This is a genomic window from Streptomyces sp. NPDC005566, assembly GCF_040605575.1.
Lineage (GTDB): Bacteria > Actinomycetota > Actinomycetes > Streptomycetales > Streptomycetaceae > Streptomyces.
This window is the reverse complement of record NZ_JBEXDB010000007.1, coordinates 358207-375753: the sequence shown is the minus strand read 5'-3', so window position 1 is coordinate 375753 and position 17547 is coordinate 358207. Positions and strand designations below refer to the sequence as shown.

The window sequence follows — 17547 nt, the reverse complement described above, 5'->3', positions numbered from 1 at the left end:
CCGTGGCGTCCCTTCGTTCCCTCCCCGACGCTCTTCTTATCTCCGTCACCCGCGTCCGGCGCATGGACGAGGGGCCCAACGCGTTGGGCCCCTCGTCCATGCGCCGGACACCGTGTTCAGGAGGCGGCCGGAGCGACCGGGCTGTCGCGGTGGATGACACGGGAGCGGGTCAGCAGGCGGCCGTCGCGGCGGACCAGCACGTCGTCCACGGTGAAGGTCGGCTGGAAGGAGACCTTGCCTTCACGATCGGTCTGGGTGACCAGCGTGTAGTACGAGACGCGCAGCGTGTCCTCGTCCGCCGGGTCGGCCTCGATGAGCAGATGACCGAACCAGTGCCGCACGGCGATGTCCTGGTAGCGGGGCAGGTTGGCCCGCATCCCGGCGATCATCTCCACCCGGCCGCTCTGCCGCTGGCCACCCGCGTGCACGACCTCGCCGTCGTCCGTGAACGTGTCGGCGAAGCCCTCGATGTCGAGGGCGTCGACCCGTCGCATCTGCTGGGCGTAGAAGGTCTGCACCTCGGCGTACAGGTCACCCGTGACCTGCTGGCGGAGGGTCCCGACGGGCTGAGACATGGCAACTCCCTTCGCGACGGCCGCCCTCATGGCTGCGCCGTCACCACCAGGCTGCCGGGCGCGGCTGCAGCGCCGCTGGAGACGGACTCGCTCCCCGCTCCGGGACGGCCCGCGGCGTCAACCGAGCAGGCGGAGCGGCTCCCCGTCCAGGAACGCGCGGATGTCCTCGACCGCATGCGTGTAGTACGTCGCGTAGTTGGCTTGGGACACGTAGCCCAGGTGCGGAGTCGCCAGCAGGCGCGGGGCGGTACGCATCGGGTGCCCCGCCGGAAGCGGCTCGACGTCGAACACGTCGACTCCGGCTCCCGCGATGGTCCCCTTGTGCAGCACGTCGAGCAGCGCGTCCTGATCGACGATCGCCGCCCGCGAGGTGTTGATCAGATAGCTGCCGGGCCGCATCAGGCCGAGCTCCTTCGCCCCGAGCAGTCCGCGGGTGCGCTCGCTCAGCACCAGGTGCACGGAGACGAAGTCGCTGGTCTCCAGGAGCTCTTCCTTGGACGCGGCGAGCACGACACCTGCATCCGCCGCCCGTTCCGCCGTCAGATTGCGGCTCCAGGCCGCTACGTCCATGCCGAAGGCGAGGCCGACCCGGGCGACCCTGCTGCCGATCTTCCCCAGTCCGAGGAGCCCCAGCCTGCGCCCGTGCAGATCCGCCCCGACGGTCGACTGCCAGGGGCCCCCGTCGCGCAGGGCGTTGGCCTCGGGCACGATTCCGCGCGCCAGGCCGAGCAGGAGTGCCCAGGTGAGCTCGACGGGCGGGGTGGTGGTGCTCGCGGTGCCGCAGACGGTGACCCCGTGCCGTTCGGCGGCGGCGTAGTCGATGACGGAGTTGCGCATGCCGGACGCGACGAGCAGCCGCAGCCGGGGCAGCCGTTCGATCAGTGAGGCGGGGAAGGGCACGCGCTCGCGCAGGGTGACGACGATGTCGAAACCGGCGAGTGCGTGGGCCAGTTCGTCCTCGGTGTCGAAGTGCTCGGCGAAGCCGACGACATCGACGTCGTCGGCGACGGGCGACCAGTCCGCGGCGGTGGTGGCGACGGACTGGAAGTCGTCCAGCACGGCACAGCGAAGTCTCACGGTGTCTTCTCCCTCGGCGGCTCCCGAGGAATCTACCGGCCGCGTTCCGGGCTCACTCGTCCGGCCAGGCGTCCCGGTTCCGGGCGACGTCGTAGACCCTTTCGACCTGGGTGGGGGTGAGGACGTCCTTCAACGGAGCGAGGGCGGACAGGTGGCGGTCCCGGCAGACGCGGACGTCCGGCGGAGTGGCGAGCACATCGAGGGCGGCGACTCCGACGAACACCAGCACGGACTGGACCGGCACGGCGAAGGCGCAGTGCGTCTCCAGCACCGTCCGGGCGTGCCGGGTCCCTGGACCGGGTTCGAGTACGTACGTCTGCGGGGCGCCTTCATCGATCCGCAGCGTCCCGTCCCCGATCCGCACCGAGGCACCCGGCCGGTGCTCGGTGCGCACGGCGAACACCCCTCCGGGACCGATCAGCAGATGCCCGATCTCCGCACCGCCCGGCAGGGGCAGCGAGTGCAGGACCCGCCAGCCGTGCCGGGTCAGCCGCCTCAGCTCGGCCCCGACCCGCCGCTCCCCGGCGAGGGCGCCCCGGCGCGGATCCGCCTCCTTGCTCCGCCGCAGCGCCCCGGTGGTGGCCCGTACGAGCAGTCCGGGGCCGTTCTCGGCGAGCTGCGACCGGAGCGCGGCACCGGGCCGCCGGGTCGCCAGGTCGTTCACGGCGGTGAGCGCGGGCAGCACAGGCCGCCGCCCAGGCACCTGCGGCTCGGGCTGCCCGGCCGGTACCCGCCGCTCGGACTGCCCCGCCCGTCCTTGCGGCTCGGACTGCCCCGCCGGTACCTGCGCCTCGGGCTTCCGTCCCGGTCCCTGCGGCTCGGACTGCCCCGCCGGTACCTGCGCCTCGGGCTTCCGTCCCGGTCCCTGCGGCTCGGGCTGCCCCGCCGGTACCTGCTGCTCGGGGGCGGGCGCGGTCTCCCGGGCCCGCCCCTGCTCCGGCACGCGTGCGCCGTCCCGCCTTTCGTCGGGCTCCCAACCCGATTCCCAGCCCGACTCCCCGTCCGGCGGGGCCGGGCGGGGAGCGTCGGGCTTCCGCATCCGCCGGAGCGGCGGGATCCGCGGGGCCGGTGGCGGCCCTGGCCGCGGCGCCTCGCAGAGCGCGGGCATGTCCGGGACCTGTCGCGCGAGCGCGTCGGTCACGGCGTCGCGGTAGCGCGGGTGCAGGACCGTGATCGTGCCGCTGGCCAGATCCGCCCATCCGATCGCCGTGCCGTCCGGCAGGTTCACATAGAGCCGGTCGTGCCCGAAGAGCTGCCATGACGTGACCTTCAGATCCTGCATTCGTGCCCCCTCGCGTTCACGCTTGCGCCACCCGACTCCCCCAGCCTGTACGGCAGTTCGACGAACGGGCAGGGCGCAGAGCGGGCGCGCGGAGTCGAGTCCCCGGCGGTCCGGGCCGCCCCGCGCCCTCCCGGGTGACCGGGGGCGCCTCTCAGCGGGGCGGCAGACCGGGCGCCGGCCAGGCGTCCATCAGGGCCTTCACCTCGCCGCGCACCTTGGACACGGTGGCCTCGTCACCGGTGCGGGCCGCCTCGACCACGAGGTCGATCCACTGGGCGACGGCCCGCATCTCGGACTCCGGGATGCCCCGGGACGTCAGCGCCGGCGTACCGATGCGGATGCCGGACGGGTCGAAGGGCTTACGGGGGTCGTAGGGCACCGTGTTGTAGTTGACGACGATCCCGGCCCGGTCCAGGGCCTTGGCCGCGACCTTGCCCGGTACGTCCTTGCCCGTGAGGTCGACCAGCAGCAGATGGTTGTCCGTACCGCCGGACACCAGGTCGAAGCCGCGCGCGGCCAGCTCCTCCCCCAGCGTCCGGGCGTTGGCGACGACCTGATGGGCGTACGTACGGAACTCCTCCCCGGCCGCCTCCTTCAGCGCGACCGCGATCGCCGCGGTGGTCTGGTTGTGCGGACCGCCCTGGAGACCGGGGAAGACCGCACGGTCGACGGCGCGGGCGTGCTCGGCCCTGGACAGCAGCATCGCTCCGCGCGGCCCGCGCAGGGTCTTGTGCGTGGTGGTGGACACGACGTCCGCGTACGGAGCGGGCGAGGGGTGCGCGCCCCCGGCGATCAGCCCGGCGATGTGGGCGACATCGGCGACCAGCACCGCCCCCACCTCGCGGGCGATGTCGGCGAACCCGGCGAAGTCGATCACCCGGGGCACCGCGGTGCCGCCGCAGAAGATCAGCTTGGGCCGCTCGGCGCGGGCCAGGTCACGCACCTCGTCCAGGTCGATGCGCCCGGTGTCCCGGCGCACCCCGTACTGCACGCCCCGGAACCACGTGCCGGTCGCGGAGACACCCCAGCCGTGCGTGAGGTGTCCGCCCATCGGCAGCGACATCCCGAGGACGGTGTCGCCCGGTTCGAGGAAGGCCAGGTAGGCGGCGAGGTTGGCGGGCGAGCCGGAGTACGGCTGCACATTGGCGTGGTCCATCCCGAACAGCGCCTTGGCCCGCTCGACGGCCAGCGTCTCCACCTGGTCGATGACCTGCTGGCCCTCGTAGTAGCGCTTGCCGGGGTAGCCCTCGGAGTACTTGTTCTGCAGGACGGTGCCGGTCGCCTCCAGGACGGCGGCGGACACGTAGTTCTCGCTGGGGATCAGGCGCAGGGTGTCCGCCTGGAGCCGCTCCTCGGCGCTCACCAGGGCGGCGAGTTCCGGATCGGCTGCGGTCAGGGCGGGTCGGCGGTCATCGGACGGCTGTACGGCCACGGGGTCCTCCCGGGTCGGTCGCACTGCTGCGACATGGACCCGGATGCCCAGGCGGACGGCCCTCCGGCGATGACGCCCCGGGCAGGCCCGGGGAGTGCCGCTCCCTCGTGGTCGTTTCCACGGAGCACCCTGCCGGGTGCGCGCCAGTCGCGGCGTTCCGCACTTTACTGCCCGGACGTCCGCGGCGGGTGCTTGTCGGACACGGTCGGCGATTTCACCGATGTGCCGGGAGAGCGGGCGGCGCGATGGTGTGCAACGGCACCCGCCCCCGTCCGCTCCCCCGGAGGAACCCCCATGCGCATCCCCCGCGTGCTCACCGCAACCATGCTGGCCCTCGGGCTGGCGGGCATCTCGGTACCCGTGTCCGCGGCCACGTCCCCGTCCACCACCGCGGCGGCCGGGCAGTACGTGGCCCTCGGCGACTCGTACGCCTCCGGTACCGGTGCGGGCGACTACTCGGACACGGCCTGTACCCGGAGCAGGAACGCCTATCCGCAGCTCTGGGCGGACGCCAACGCCCCTGCCTCCTTCACCTTCGCCGCCTGCGGCGGGGCGAAGATCCCCGATGTACTCGCCGACCAGGTACGGCACCTGGGCTCGGGTACGACCCTGGTCAGTCTCAGCATCGGCGGCAACGACTCCGGCTTCGCCTCGACGATGCTCAGCTGCAAGTACTCCACGCTCTCGGCCTGCGAGCGGGCCCTGGACACGGCGGCGAAGTACGTCCGCGACGAACTTCCGGGCGAGCTCGACCAGTTGTACGCGACGGTGCGCGACCGGGCACCCGGCGCCCGTGTCGTCGTCGTGGGCTACCCCCACCTCTACAAGGAGGGCGGGCTCTGCCTCGGCGGTCTCAGTTCGTCCAAGCGCACCGCGGTGAACGAGGGTTCCGATCTCCTGAACGCGACGATCGCGGGCCGCGCCGCCGCGGCCGGTTTCGCCTTCGCGGACGGCCGCCCGGCGTTCGCGGGCCACGAGATCTGCACGAGCGACCCGTGGATCAGCGACTCGAACGTGCACCCCACGGCGGAGGGGCACGAGAAGGCCTACCTGCCGGCCCTCGACGCGGCCGTCCCGGCCGGCTGACGGGCCGGCCGGGCGGTCCCCCACGGCGTCCACCGGTGGAGGACCGCGCCGCGCGGCTCCGGCGGTGCGCCGCGGGGGCCGCGCCGCCCTTCAGGCCGTGGAGCGGGGCCGGCTCGGTGCGGCACGCTTTCCGGCCGCCTTCCCCGTGGTCTTCGGCGTCGTCTTCTTCGCTGCGGTCTTCGACGCGGACGTCTTCTTCGCCGTGGTCCTCTTCGCCGAAGTCTTCTTCGCCGTCGCCTTCTTCGGCGTGGTCTTCTCCGCTGCGGTCTTCTTCGCCGTGGTCCTCTTCGCTGCCGGCTTCCCGGAAGCGGTCTTCTTCGCTGCGCCGCTCGCGCCGGTGGCGGTCTTCGCTCCCGTCTTCTTCCGGCCCTTGATGGGGTGGACGTCCGCCACCTCGTCCCCGTCCCCGCCGTGGGACTCCTTCGCCGCCCGCACACTGCTCTCCAGCGCCGCCATGAGGTCGATGACCTGGCCCCCGCCGCCCTCCTCCTCCACCGTCTCCACGGTCTCCCCGGCGGCCTTCGCCGCGACGAGCTCCTCCACCGCCTCGCGGTAGTCGTCGTGGAGCGTGTCCAGGTCGGCTTCGCCGAGGGTGTTCATCAGGGTGTCCGCCAGGTCGAGTTCGGCATCGCGGACCTTGATGCCCGCGTCCGGAGCGATGCCTTCGGGGGTGCGGATCTCGTCCGGCCAGAGCAGGCCGTGCATCGCGATCACGTCGTCGACCACGCGCAGCATGCCGAGCCGTTCGCGGCCGCGCAGCGCGAACTTCGCGACGGCGACCTTCTCGCTCCGCTTCAGGGCCTCGCGCAGCAGCGCGTACGGCTTGGCCGCGGGGCCCCCGTTGGCGGAGAGGTAGTACGCCGAGTCGAGCTGGAGCGGGTCGATCGCGGAGGCGGGTACGAAGCCCTCGATCTCGATCGTCTTCGCGGTGGGCAGCGGGAGCGAGGCGAGATCCTCGTCGGTCACGGGGATCACGGTGCCGTCGGCGTCCTCGAACGCCTTGCCGGTCTCGGCGCCGGTCACCTCATGCTCGTCCAGTTCGCAGACCTTGTGGTACCGGATCCGGCCACCGTCGGCGAGGTGGATCTGCCGGAAGGAGATCGAATGGTTCTCCGTGGCGTTCATCAGCTTGACCGGGATGCTGACCAGCCCGAAGGAGATGGCGCCGTTCCAGATGGACCTCACCGTTCACCCCTAACGCCCGCAAAGCCCTCATCGGTACGATTTCGTGTGATTCTTATCGTATGACGCCGATCACGGAGGTGGAGGGGCGGCGCCTGGCGCTCAGCAATCTCGACAAGGTGCTGTACCCGGCCACCGGCACCACCAAGGGCGAGGTGCTGCACTACTACGCGGCCACGGCGGCGGACGTCCTGATCGCCCATGTGCGCGACCGGCCGCTGTCCTTCCTCAGGTACCCGGACGGCCCGGCGGGACTGCGCTTCTTCACCAAGAATCCGCCCCCCGGTACACCCGACTGGGTAGGCACGGCCCGGGTGCCCCGCAGCGACGACCCGGACGCCCGGCAGATCCTCGTGCAGGACCTGCCCTCGCTGATGTGGGCCGCGAACCTGGTGGTGGAGTTCCATACGCACCAGTGGTGCCGGGACACGCCCGGGGTCGCCGACCGGATGGTGTTCGACCTGGATCCGGGGGCGCCCGCGAGCATCGTCGAATGCTGCACGGTGGCGCTCTGGCTGCGGGAGCGGCTGGCGGCCGACGGGCTGTCCGCGTACGGGAAGACCTCGGGCTCCAAGGGGCTGCATCTGCTCGTCCCCCTGGAGCCCACTCCCAGTGAAGAAGTGACGGCCTACGCGAAGGCGCTGGCCGTCGAGGCCCGGAGCGAACTGCCCGAACTGGCCGTGCACCGGATGACCCGTGCCCTGCGCCCGGGGAAGGTCTTCGTCGATTTCAGCCAGAACGCCGCGGCCAAGACGACCGCAGCCCCCTACACCCTGCGCGCGAAGGACAGCCCGACCGTCTCCGCACCCGTCACCTGGGACGAGATCGAGGCGTGCGCGGCCCCCGCCGAGCTGGTCTTCCTCGCCGGGGACATGGCCGCACGGCTCGACCGGCACGGGGATCTGCTCGCCCCGCTGACCGATCCCGGCCAGGCGCGCCCGCTCCCCGGCGGCTGAAGCGGACGACCGGCGGACAGGCGGGGCACAGCCCCTCCACAGCCGCCACGCCACCTGGCGAGGAAAGGCCACAAGTGGAGGGTGGATTGTCCTGGCAGTGGTGCACACTCTGCGCAGAGATGCTTCCTGAACACGGTGTCCGCCGGATTCGGGGTGCAGAGCAAGACACGGGGAGGGAATGGCGTGTTCGCGGGGATCGACGAGGTCGACTGGGCCTCGATGGAGCATGCCTACGGGCCGGCCGACGACGTGCCGGGGCTCCTGCAAGGACTCGCGTCCGCCGATCCGGCGGAGCGCGAGAGCGCGCTCGACGGGATGTACGGCGCGGTTCACCACCAGGGCGACGTGTACGCGTGCACGCTCGCCTGCATTCCGTTCCTCTTCGAACTGGTCGCGGATCCCGGCATCCAGGACCGGGGCTGCGTCGTGGAACTCCTCACCAGCATCGGCGGCATCGATCTGGACGAGGACGACGAGGACGATCTGGACGAGGACGAGATGGAGGGGGCGGCGAACTACGCGATGGCGGCGGCCGCCGTCACCGCCGGAGCGGGGGTGTTCTTCGAGCTGATAGCCGACGAGGACCCGGGGGTGCGGCTCGCCGCCCCGCTCGCGCTCGCCACCCTGCACAGCCATCCCGTCAAGGTGCTGGCGCTGCTGCGGGAGCGCCTGCCGGTGGAGTCCGACGACGAGGTGCGGCTCGCCCTCGTCGAGGCCGCCGGGCGGGTCGCCCTGCGCCACCGCCCGCTGGCCGGGCAGGCGGCGGACTGGCTGAGCAGGCTCGCCGCGGAGGCGTACGCGCCGGGGCTGCGGCTCGCCGCCCTCGCGCAGCTGGCCCGGTGCGCTCCGGACGCGCTGCCCGGCGATGTCGTACGGGTGGTGTCCGGACTCCTGCGGGAACTGCGCTCGCGGCCCGGACGGCCGGATCCGCACCCTGTGGAGGCCGTGGGCGGTGACACCGCGTCACTGGAGCGGACCTCGGCGCCGACGCTCCTGGGACAGCTGCGGGCCCTGTCCGCGGAGGAGTCGGCGGGGCGCAGCGCCCCTTGGGCCGCCGATCTGCTGCGGACGCTGCATGTCGGCCTCGACGACCGCGTCGAGGACCGTACGGCGTTGCTGACCGACCAGCTGTGCAGCCCCGATCCGTGGCAGCGGATCGATGCCGTACGGATGAGCAGCGGGCTGATCAGGGCCTGGCGCGGTTCGTACGAGGGGCTGGTCCGGCTCGTCGGCGTTCAGCTGGCCGATCCGGAGCCGCGGCTCGCCGAGGCGGCCTCGCACGTGCTGGAGGAGCTGTTCTGTCTGGCCGCGCCCGCCGCCGACGCCCTGGCGGAGCGGGTGGCCGGGGATCCCGGCGGCTGGGTGAAGGAGTGGGCGAGCGGGCCGCCCGGACTGGGTTCCGCGGTGAAGGCGCTGGCCAGGCTGGGCGACGCCCGGGTGCTGCCCGCACTGGCGGCTGCCCTGGAGCGGCCGGAGGTGCCGCACGACGTGGGGTTCGCGATCGGATACCTGGGTGACACCGCGGCCCCGCTCGCCGGGGTGCTCAGACGCAGGCTCGGCGAGGTCGGCCTGGACGAGGGCGCGTACGACCGGGCGAGTCCGCTGCTCGGCGGGCTGACGGCGCTGCGGGCGGGCGAGGCCGCGCCGGAGGTGCTGCGGGTGCTGCGGGGGGCACCCGAGTACCGGGGCGAGTGGCTGCGTACGGCGGCGCTGCGGGCGCTGAGCTCGTTCGGGCCCGCGGCTGGGTGTGCCGTACCGGAGCTGCGGATGCTGATCAGGCGTCCGGGTACCGCGGCGGCGACGGAGGCGGCGGAGGCCCTCTGGGCGGTCGACGGGGACGCCGGCGCGGTGCTTCCGGTGCTGATCGAGGGTCTCGGAGCGGACCAGGTGCACGACTGCCGGGCTGCGGCGAGCGCGCTGGGCGGGCTGGGGAGGCTCGCGGCGGTGGCCGCGCCCCGGCTGCGCGCCCTGCTGACGCACGACGAGCTGTGGCTCCGGGTCGACGCCGCGATCGCCCTGTGGGAGGTCACGGGGCGGACCGGTGAGTCGGTGCCGGTACTCCTGGCAGCATGGGAGAAGAACCGTCACGTCAGGGTCCGGGTGGCTGAATGCCTGGCCCGGATGGGTGTGGCGGGGGCGGGGCCGGACGCGGCGCAGGTGCTGCGTGCCGAACTCCTCTCCGTACGCCGCCACAACGCGATGGACGGCGGATACGGCAGTCACGACACTTATGAGGACGAGAAACTGCTGGCGCTGTGCCGGCGGGCCCTTCTGGGGAACACGGGAGAAGGAACGACATCATGATCATTTTCGGCACGCGGGGCTACCTCTACCAGCTGGCCATTCTCACGATGGTGTGCGGCTGGTGCGGCAATCCCGCCGCACACACGCTGCGCAAGCGGGTCACGAAGTTCACGCTGTTCTTCGTGCCGCTGTTCCCGTTCTCGACGAAGTACGCGACGCAGTGCACCTTCTGCGGCGGCGAGCGCCAGATACCGAAGGAGCAGGCCGACCAGCTGCTCGCGCAGCACGGCGCGGGGCAGGACGGCCTGCAGCACGGCACCGCGCAGCAGCAGCCGGGCTACGCGCCTCCCGGCCAGAACCCGTACCAGAGCTAAGGACGAGTGCCACGAAGCCGACATAAGGGAAATAACACCTGCGTCTTGCTACGTTGCGGGGCATGACCGCAACGACGGCGGACGCGCGCCCTCCCGAGCTACGCCTGCCCAAGCGGCGCGGGGTCGAGCTCTCGCTCCTGATCGGGGCCGTGCTCATCTCCGTCTACGGCTACGCGGCCGTCGGCCTCGCCAGGAGCAACGCCGTACCCCCGGACGTCGCCGGGTACGGTGCCGGCCTCGGCCTCCTCGCCCTGCTCGCCCACCTCGCGGTCCGCTTCCGCGCCCCGTACGCCGATCCGCTCCTGCTGCCCATCGCCGTCCTCCTCAACGGGCTGGGCCTGGTGCTGATCTACCGGCTCGATCTGGAGACCCCGAGGGACCAGGCGGCGACCACGCAGCTCGTCTGGTCCACCCTCGGGGTCGCGTTCTTCATCGCCGTCGTCGTCCTGCTGCGCGACCACCGGGTGCTCCAGCGTTACGCGTACCTCTCGGTCGCCGCCGCGCTGGTTCTGATGATCGTGCCGATCTTCTTCCCGGCGGTGAACGGGGCCAAGATCTGGATCAGGGTCGGCGGACTGTCCTTCCAGCCGGGCGAGTTCGCCAAGATCCTGCTCGCCGTCTTCTTCGCCGCGTACCTCGCGGCGAACCACAACGCGCTCGCGTACACCGGCCGCAGGATCTGGAAGCTCCAGTTCCCCACCGGCCGGGTTCTGGGACCCATCGTGGCGATCTGGCTGATCAGCGTCGGTGTCCTCGTCCTCGAACGGGACCTCGGCACCTCGCTGCTCTTCTTCGGCCTCTTCGTGATCCTCCTGTACGTGGCCACCGGCCGGACCGGCTGGATCGCGGTCGGGCTGCTGCTCGCCGCTGCGGGCGCCTTCGTCGTCGGCTCGTTCGAACCCCATGTGCACAGCCGGGTCGAGGACTGGCTGGACCCGTTCGCGACGATCAATGCCGGTCAGGGGCCGAGCCAGCTCGCCCAGTCCCTCTTCGCGTTCGCGGCGGGCGGCATGCTCGGAACCGGCCTCGGACTCGGCCACTCCATCCTCATCGGCTTCGCCGCCAAGTCCGACTTCATCCTCGCGACCGCGGGCGAGGAGCTCGGCCTGGCCGGACTCACCGCGATCTTCCTGCTGTACGCCCTGCTGGTGGCCCGCGGCTACCGGGCGGGCCTCGCCCTGCGCGACCTGTTCGGCCGGCTGCTGGCGATCGGACTCGCCTCGATCATGGCGCTCCAGGTCTTCGTGATCGCGGGCGGGGTGATGGGGCTGATCCCGCTGACCGGCATGGCCATGCCGTTCCTCGCCCAGGGCGGCTCCTCCGTCGTCACCAACTGGATCATCATCGCGCTGCTGATCCGGGTCAGCGACGTGTCCCGCACCCCGGATCCGGGCCGGGCGGAGACCGGGGCCGTCGTACAGGCCACCGAGGACGAGCGGTGATCCGCTACATCCGGCGGGCCGCCGCGTTCTGTCTGCTGCTGCTCGTGGCGCTCCTGGCGAACGCCGCCCGCATCCAGCTCTTCGAGGCCGACGAACTGAACAGCAACGCCGCCAACCGCCGCACCACGATCGACCGCTACGACCAGCCGCGCGGCAACATCCTGGTCGGCGACGAGCCCGTCACCGGCTCCGAGGACACCGGCGAGCAACTCGCGTACGAGCGCACCTACCGGCACGGCCCGCTGTACGCCCCGGTGACCGGCTACGCCTCGCAGACGTACGGCACCACGCTCCTGGAGAACGCCGAGGACGACATCCTGTCCGGCACGGCCTCGATCCTGGCGCCGCTCCCCCTCTGGGGCGACATCACGCGCAGCAGGCAGCCCGGCGGCGATGTCGTCACCACCATCAAGGACTCGATGCAGCGCGCCGCGTACGAGGGCCTCGACGGCCGCCGCGGCGCGGTCGCCGCCCTCGACCCGGCCACCGGCCGGATCCTGGCGCTGGTCTCCTCCCCGTCGTACGACCCCGAGCTGCTCTCCGGTACGGGATCCTCCGTCACGGACGCATGGGCGCGGCTCAACCGGTCCGCGAGCCAGCCGATGCTCAACAGGGCCATCCGGCAGACCTACCCGCCGGGCTCGTCCTTCAAGATCGTGACGGCTGCCGCTGCCCTGGACGACGGGGTGGTGACCGATCCGGACGAGGAGACGGACACCCCGTCGCCGTACGTCCTGCCCGGCACCTCGACCACGCTGCCGAACGAGGCGCGCGGCTGCGAGAAGGCCTCCCTGGCGGAGGCGATCCGGGTCTCCTGCAACACGGTGATGGCACACCTGGGGGTGGAGGTGGGGCTGGACGGAATGCTGGAGGCGGTCGGCAGGTTCGGCTTCAACGACAACGACCTGAAGATCCCCTCCAGAGTGGCCCGCAGCAACTTCGACTCGGACATGAGCGACGACCAGCTCGCCCTGTCCTCGATCGGGCAGTTCGACACGACGGCTACACCGTTGCAGATGGCGATGGTCGCCTCGGCGGTGGCGAACGGCGGCGACCTCAGGCGCCCCCACCTGGTGGACCGCACGACGGACGACGACGGCGCCACGGTCGGCCGGCCGGGCTCGGACTCGTACCGGCAGGCGATGAACCCGGCAACGGCCATGCAGTTGCAGCGGATGATGGTCGACGTCGTGGAGAACGGTACGGGGACGAACGCGGCGATCGACGGAGTGACGGTCGGCGGCAAGACCGGCACGGCCCAGCACGGCATCGACAACTCCGGTACGCCGTACGCCTGGTTCATCTCCTGGGCGCAGGCACCGGGCTCCGGCCGTCCGGCCGTCGCCGTGGCCGTGGTCGTGGAGGACGCCTCGGCGAACCGTGCCGACATCAGCGGCGGCGGCAACGCGGCCCCGATCGCCCGGGCGGTGATGGAGGCGGCGCTCGAGGACGGAGACTGACGGCATGAGTTCAGCAGTGGCGAGAGCGCTGGCCCGGATCGACGAACTGGACCCGGAGCTCGGCGCGTTCACCGAGGTGTGGCACGAGGACGCCCTGGCCCGCGAACGGACCGCCCGGGACCTTCCGCTGGCCGGACTGCCGTTCGCGGTGAAGGGCCGCGCCGGCATCCGCTCGTACGCGGCCCGGCGCCTGACCGCCGCGGGTGCCGTCCCGGTGGGGGCGACCTCGGTCCCCGGCCCGGGCACGCACTGGCAGACCTGGGGGCAGGGCGCGCACGGCCGTACGGCCAACCCCTGGCGCTCCGACCGGACTCCTGGCGGCTCGTCGGCGGGCTCGGCGGTGGCGGTCGCGACGGGCATGGTGGACCTGGCCACGGGCAGCGACGGGGCGGGGTCGGTACGGATCCCGGCGGCGTGGTGCGGGGTGTTCGGCCTGAAGACGACCGCAGGACTGCTGCCCTCCCCCGACCGCACGGGCCTCGCCTCCCCCGGTGTGCTCGCGAGCTCGGCGGCGCGGGCCCGGACGTACCTGCGCCACGTGCTGGACGGGTACGGGCCCCGGCCACCGCGACTCCCGGTCCGCGCCGCCTACAGCCCGGACCTGGGCTTCGCGTCCGTGGACCCGGACGTCGCGGAGGTGACGCGAGCAGCGGTGGAGCGGCTGGCCGCGGCCGGAGTCGTCCGCCTCGTCGAGGACCCCGTCACGCTGCTCGACCCTGCGGAGGCGTGGGCGGCGGTACGCGGGGAATCACCGACCCACGCCACCCGGGGGCTCCGTGCCGCCAACGCCCGCGCCCTCGACGCCTTCTTCGCCCGCACTCCCCTGCTGCTCACCCCGGTCACACCCAACGTGCCGCACGGTCACGACGGGCCGGGTGACGTCTACTCCACGGCCCTCACCTGGGCGTTCAACCTCAGCGGCCATCCGGCGGCGAGCATGCCGGCCGGATTCACCCCGGACGGCTGCCCGGTCGGCCTCCAGCTGGTGACCGACCGGGGAACGGACGCGGAGCTGCTGGGCATGGCGTGCGCGATGGAGCGCGCCCTGCCGCCGTCGCGTCCGCCCCGGTTCAGCTGATCGGCTTGCGGATCTCGGAGCGGACCTTCGCGGTGTCCTCGGCGATCTTCGCCAGGTCGAGCGACTTCGCGTCCTCGTTGAGCTCGGCCGGCCGGAGCACGGCGACCATGGCGGCGGTGTTCTCGTCACCCCACGCGCACATCGGCATGTTGGTGGTCAGGCCGATTTCCTTGGACTGCACGACCTGGCACTCCACCGTGATGTCGTACCCGTCGGGCGTGAACTCCTTGGGGGGAACGACCACCTTCGCGTTGTCCGCCTCGGCCGCCCCTTCCATGATCTTGCTCCGCATGAGCGCGGGGCTGGCGAGCCGCCCGTACATGCCGGAGAGCACGAGCATGCCGTTCTCGTCGGAGCCGTACTGCGCGACGACGGCCTCGCCGTCCCGGATGCTCGGGTCGGGGGTGTCCTCGATCTCCTTGCCCTCGGTATCCGACATGTCCTTGTTCAGGGTGAACTCACCCTCCAGGACCGACTTCTCCACGACGAGCTTGTGCGTGGCCTCGGGGAACACGGCGTCCGCGCCCTCGCCGACCAGCTTGTAGACACCGAAGACGATGGCGAGGACGCCGGCGAGCGAACCGGCGACGATGCCGACGATCAGCCCGGTCCGCTTCCTGCGCGGCGGCTGCGGCTGCCAGCCGGGCATGCCGGGGTGCGTCACGGGCTGCGGCTGCCCCCAGGGCCCGGGTGCGCCCTGCGGCTGCTGCGGCGGGTGGCCGTAGGCCGGTTGCTGCTGCGGGTACCCGTAGCCCGGCTGTTGGGGCGGGTAGCCGTAACCCGGCTGCTGGGGCGGGTTCCCGTAGCCCGGCTGCTGGGGAAACGCGGGCCCCGGGGGCTGCTGCCCGTACGGATTCTGCTGAGGCTGAGGCGGCCCGTACGGGCCCTGGGGCGGCTGCGGCGGCAAGGTCATGCGCTCACGTTACGTCACCACCGGGAACAGATATTCGACGTGCGGGCGTCGGTATCGAGTCGCAGGATTCGCCCCGCCGGCCGGACGTCGCCGTCACGCCGGTGAGGCACCGCCCTCCGCTATCGCGTCCGCGACCTCCGCCACCCGCGCCTGCTCCTCCACCGCGAAGCGGTCCCGGTCCAGTTGCTCGGCTATCTCCTCGTCCTCGGCCATCAGCAGGTCCAGGCTGGAGTCCCCGAGCTCGAAGACGCCCATGTCGACGTACGCCTTCTGGAGCCGTTCACCCCACAGGCCGATGTCCTTGACGCAGGGGACGATCCGGCTGAACAGCAGCTTGCGGAAGAGCTGCAGGTACTCCGAGTGCTCGGAGAGTTCCTTGGCTTCCTGCTTGCCGATCCCGAAGTTCTCCAGCACCTCGACGCCGCTGAGCCGGTCGCGCATCAGATAGCAGCCCTCGATGACGAAGTCCTCGCGCTCGCGCAGTTCCGCGTCGCTGAGCTGCTTGTAGTAGTCGCGCAGCGCCATCCGCCCGAAGGCGACGTGCCGGGCCTCGTCCTGCATGACGTAGGCGAGGATCTGCTTCGGCAACGGCTTGGTCGTCGTGTCGCGGATCATGCCGAACGCGGCGAGCGCGAGGCCCTCGATGAGGACCTGCATGCCGAGGTAGGGCATGTCCCAGCGGGAGTCGCGCAGGGTGTCGCCGAGCAGGCCCTGGAGGTTGTCGTTGATCGGGTAGAGCATCCCGATCTTCTCGTGCAGGAACCGGCCGTAGATCTCCGCGTGCCTGGCCTCGTCCATCGTCTGGGTCGCGGAGTAGAACTTCGCGTCCAGGTCGGGGACCGATTCGACGATCCGCGCCGCGCAGACCATCGCGCCCTGCTCGCCGTGCAGGAACTGGCTGAACTGCCAGGAGGTGTAGTGCTTGCGCAGTTCGCCCCGGTCCCGCTCGGTCATCTTCGCCCAGTGCGGGGTGCCGTAGAGCGTGAGGGCCTCGTCCGGGGTGCCCAACGGGTCGGTGGGGTCGACCTCCAGGCTCCAGTCGATGCGCTTGTTGCCGTCCCACTGCTTGTCCTTGCCCTTCTGGTACAGGGCGAGGAGGCGTTCGCGGCCGTCGTCGTAGTCCCAGCTGAACCGGGCCGCGCCCGTGGCGGGAACCTGCCATGACGGGGCTTGGGGGGCGTTGATGTAGAGGTCGTGTGTCGACACGGACAGCTCCTTCGCCTGGCGAGGATCGTACGTTCCGTGGTGCTGGGTGCAGTTGGCAGGTTCACACGTTGGTAGACGCCGGGTCAACAAGTCGTGCGCAAGGGATTGACTGCCTTGCTGACGAGCAGTCTCATAAGAGTTGACCGCCGGTAACCCACGTGCGAGGTGCCCTCAGCCATGACGACCGTGACCGAGAAGGACGTTCAGGCGCTTCGTGATGCGCTCGGCCCTCTCAAGGACCGCGAACAGCTCGCCGCCCGCCTGCTCGAAGCCTCCGCCAAGCACTCCTTCGACCCCGACACCGAGCTCGACTGGGACTCTCCCGTCGAGGACGGCAAGTGGTTCTGGCCGCCCGAGCTGGTCTCCCTCTACGACACCCCGCTGTGGCGGAAGATGTCCGAGGAGCAGCGGATGGACCTCGCCAGGCACGAGGCGGCGTCGCTCGCCTCCCTCGGCATCTGGTTCGAGATCATCCTCATGCAGCTGCTCGTCCGGCACATCTACGACAAGTCCGTGACCAGCAACCACGTCCGTTACGCGCTCACCGAGATAGCCGACGAGTGCCGGCACTCGATGATGTTCGCCCGCATGATCCAGTGGGGCAAGGGGCCCAGCTATCCGGTACCTCCGCGCTACCACAATCTGGCCCGCGTACTGAAGACCGTCTCCACCACCCCCGGTTCGTTCGCCGCGACCCTGCTCGGCGAGGAGATCCTCGACTGGATGCAGCGGCTGACCTTCCCGGACGAGCGCGTCCAGACGCTGGTGCGGGGAGTGACCCGCATCCACGTCGTCGAGGAGGCCAGGCACGTCCGGTATGCCCGCGAGGAGCTGCGCCGCCAGATGGTCACCGCGCCCCGCTGGGAACGGGAGTTCACCCGGGTCAGCTGCGGGGAGGCGGCACGGGTCTTCTCGGTCTGCTTCGTCAACCCCCAGGTGTACGAGAACGTCGGCCTGGACCGCCGCGAGGCCGTCGCCCAGGTGAAGGCGAGCGGCCACCGCACGGAGGTCATGCAGACGGGCGCCAGGCGACTGACGGACTTCTTCGACGACATCGGCCTGCTGAACGGTGTCGGGCGCAGGCTGTGGAGGAGCTCGGGCCTGCTGGCCTGAGCGAAATCCTGTGGGCGGGACGCCCGTTGGGCCCTTCGTCCGGGTCGGTCCGGAACAGGGAGCGGGGTCCGGTGCATGGGGACTGAACGGCGGAGGAAGGAGTCGACGCGGAGCATCGGCGACCGAC

General features: G+C 71.5%; 15 protein-coding genes. 8 read left to right on the top strand and 7 right to left on the bottom strand.

Annotated elements, in window-relative coordinates:
- Nucleotides 1–116: 116 nt before the first annotated feature.
- From ABZS61_RS14315 to glyA, 4 genes are all read right to left on the bottom strand, one after another.
- Nucleotides 117–575, bottom strand: coding sequence for a nuclear transport factor 2 family protein (locus ABZS61_RS14315; RefSeq protein WP_329207431.1), 459 nt, complete (start codon nucleotides 573–575; stop codon nucleotides 117–119).
- Nucleotides 576–692: 117 nt separating this feature from the next.
- Nucleotides 693–1652: a D-2-hydroxyacid dehydrogenase family protein gene (locus ABZS61_RS14310; RefSeq protein WP_356419372.1), complete on the bottom strand. Its 960-nt coding sequence runs from the start codon at nucleotides 1650–1652 to the stop codon at nucleotides 693–695.
- Nucleotides 1653–1704: 52 nt separating this feature from the next.
- Complete coding sequence (locus tag ABZS61_RS14305) at nucleotides 1705–2934, bottom strand: NERD domain-containing protein (protein ID WP_356419370.1); 1230 nt, start codon at nucleotides 2932–2934, stop codon at nucleotides 1705–1707.
- Between the two features lie 151 nt (nucleotides 2935–3085).
- Complete coding sequence (gene glyA / locus ABZS61_RS14300; protein WP_356419367.1) at nucleotides 3086–4366, bottom strand: serine hydroxymethyltransferase; 1281 nt, start codon at nucleotides 4364–4366, stop codon at nucleotides 3086–3088.
- Nucleotides 4367–4660: 294 nt separating this feature from the next.
- On the opposite strand from glyA, the gene ABZS61_RS14295 reads away from it, so the two are divergent.
- A complete protein-coding gene (locus tag ABZS61_RS14295) occupies nucleotides 4661–5452 on the top strand; it encodes an SGNH/GDSL hydrolase family protein (protein ID WP_356419364.1) in 792 nt (263 codons plus the stop codon).
- 90 nt (nucleotides 5453–5542) lie between these two features.
- Here ABZS61_RS14295 and ABZS61_RS14290 read toward each other — a convergent pair whose 3' ends face one another.
- Nucleotides 5543–6637 carry a Ku protein gene (locus tag ABZS61_RS14290; protein WP_356419361.1) on the bottom strand — a complete coding sequence of 365 codons (1095 nt, stop codon included), beginning with the start codon at nucleotides 6635–6637 and terminating at the stop codon, nucleotides 5543–5545.
- Nucleotides 6638–6696: 59 nt separating this feature from the next.
- Here ABZS61_RS14290 and ligD point away from each other — a divergent pair, with 59 nt between their 5' ends.
- From ligD to ABZS61_RS14260, 6 genes are all read left to right on the top strand, one after another.
- On the top strand, nucleotides 6697–7590 hold the full coding sequence (gene ligD, locus ABZS61_RS14285; protein WP_356419358.1) for a non-homologous end-joining DNA ligase: 894 nt from the start codon (nucleotides 6697–6699) through the stop codon (nucleotides 7588–7590).
- 183 nt (nucleotides 7591–7773) lie between these two features.
- Nucleotides 7774–9894, top strand: a complete 2121-nt coding sequence (locus ABZS61_RS14280) for a PBS lyase (RefSeq protein WP_356419356.1) — start codon at nucleotides 7774–7776, stop codon at nucleotides 9892–9894.
- On the top strand, nucleotides 9891–10208 hold the full coding sequence (locus tag ABZS61_RS14275; RefSeq protein ID WP_356419353.1) for a zinc-ribbon domain-containing protein: 318 nt from the start codon (nucleotides 9891–9893) through the stop codon (nucleotides 10206–10208). Before ABZS61_RS14280 ends, ABZS61_RS14275 begins: the two co-directional genes overlap by 4 nt.
- 62 nt (nucleotides 10209–10270) lie before the next feature.
- Nucleotides 10271–11650 (top strand): FtsW/RodA/SpoVE family cell cycle protein, encoded by a 1380-nt coding sequence (locus tag ABZS61_RS14270; RefSeq protein WP_356419350.1) that lies wholly within the window; start codon nucleotides 10271–10273, stop codon nucleotides 11648–11650.
- Nucleotides 11647–13110 (top strand): penicillin-binding protein 2, encoded by a 1464-nt coding sequence (locus ABZS61_RS14265; protein WP_356419347.1) that lies wholly within the window; start codon nucleotides 11647–11649, stop codon nucleotides 13108–13110. The genes ABZS61_RS14270 and ABZS61_RS14265 overlap by 4 nt, the downstream gene beginning before the upstream one ends.
- A gap of 4 nt (nucleotides 13111–13114) precedes the next feature.
- Nucleotides 13115–14188: an amidase gene (locus ABZS61_RS14260; protein WP_356419344.1), complete on the top strand. Its 1074-nt coding sequence runs from the start codon at nucleotides 13115–13117 to the stop codon at nucleotides 14186–14188.
- Here ABZS61_RS14260 and ABZS61_RS14255 read toward each other — a convergent pair.
- Together ABZS61_RS14255 and ABZS61_RS14250 are read right to left on the bottom strand one after the other, a co-directional pair.
- Nucleotides 14181–15101, bottom strand: a complete 921-nt coding sequence (locus ABZS61_RS14255) for a hypothetical protein (protein WP_356419342.1) — start codon at nucleotides 15099–15101, stop codon at nucleotides 14181–14183. The two genes, ABZS61_RS14260 and ABZS61_RS14255, sit on opposite strands and share 8 nt — an antisense overlap.
- A gap of 93 nt (nucleotides 15102–15194) precedes the next feature.
- Nucleotides 15195–16307, bottom strand: coding sequence for a ferritin-like domain-containing protein (locus ABZS61_RS14250; RefSeq protein ID WP_356419339.1), 1113 nt, complete (start codon nucleotides 16305–16307; stop codon nucleotides 15195–15197).
- Nucleotides 16308–16484: 177 nt separating this feature from the next.
- Here ABZS61_RS14250 and ABZS61_RS14245 point away from each other — a divergent pair, with 177 nt between their 5' ends.
- Nucleotides 16485–17420: a diiron oxygenase gene (locus ABZS61_RS14245; RefSeq protein WP_356419336.1), complete on the top strand. Its 936-nt coding sequence runs from the start codon at nucleotides 16485–16487 to the stop codon at nucleotides 17418–17420.
- Nucleotides 17421–17547: the final 127 nt, after the last annotated feature.

What these genes read in the sequence shown, in the direction of transcription:
- ABZS61_RS14305 (WP_356419370.1), bottom strand. Translation starts at nt 2,934, where the DNA reads ATGCAGGATCTGAAGGTCACGTCATGGCAGCTCTTCGGGCACGACCGG.
- ABZS61_RS14255 (WP_356419342.1), bottom strand. Translation starts at nt 15,101, where the DNA reads ATGACCTTGCCGCCGCAGCCGCCCCAGGGCCCGTACGGGCCGCCTCAG.
- ABZS61_RS14245 (WP_356419336.1), top strand. Translation starts at nt 16,485, where the DNA reads ATGACGACCGTGACCGAGAAGGACGTTCAGGCGCTTCGTGATGCGCTC.
- ABZS61_RS14295 (WP_356419364.1), top strand. Translation starts at nt 4,661, where the DNA reads ATGCGCATCCCCCGCGTGCTCACCGCAACCATGCTGGCCCTCGGGCTG.
- ABZS61_RS14315 (WP_329207431.1), bottom strand. Translation starts at nt 575, where the DNA reads ATGTCTCAGCCCGTCGGGACCCTCCGCCAGCAGGTCACGGGTGACCTG.
- ABZS61_RS14260 (WP_356419344.1), top strand. Translation starts at nt 13,115, where the DNA reads ATGAGTTCAGCAGTGGCGAGAGCGCTGGCCCGGATCGACGAACTGGAC.
- ligD (WP_356419358.1), top strand. Translation starts at nt 6,697, where the DNA reads ATGACGCCGATCACGGAGGTGGAGGGGCGGCGCCTGGCGCTCAGCAAT.
- ABZS61_RS14270 (WP_356419350.1), top strand. Translation starts at nt 10,271, where the DNA reads ATGACCGCAACGACGGCGGACGCGCGCCCTCCCGAGCTACGCCTGCCC.
- ABZS61_RS14275 (WP_356419353.1), top strand. Translation starts at nt 9,891, where the DNA reads ATGATCATTTTCGGCACGCGGGGCTACCTCTACCAGCTGGCCATTCTC.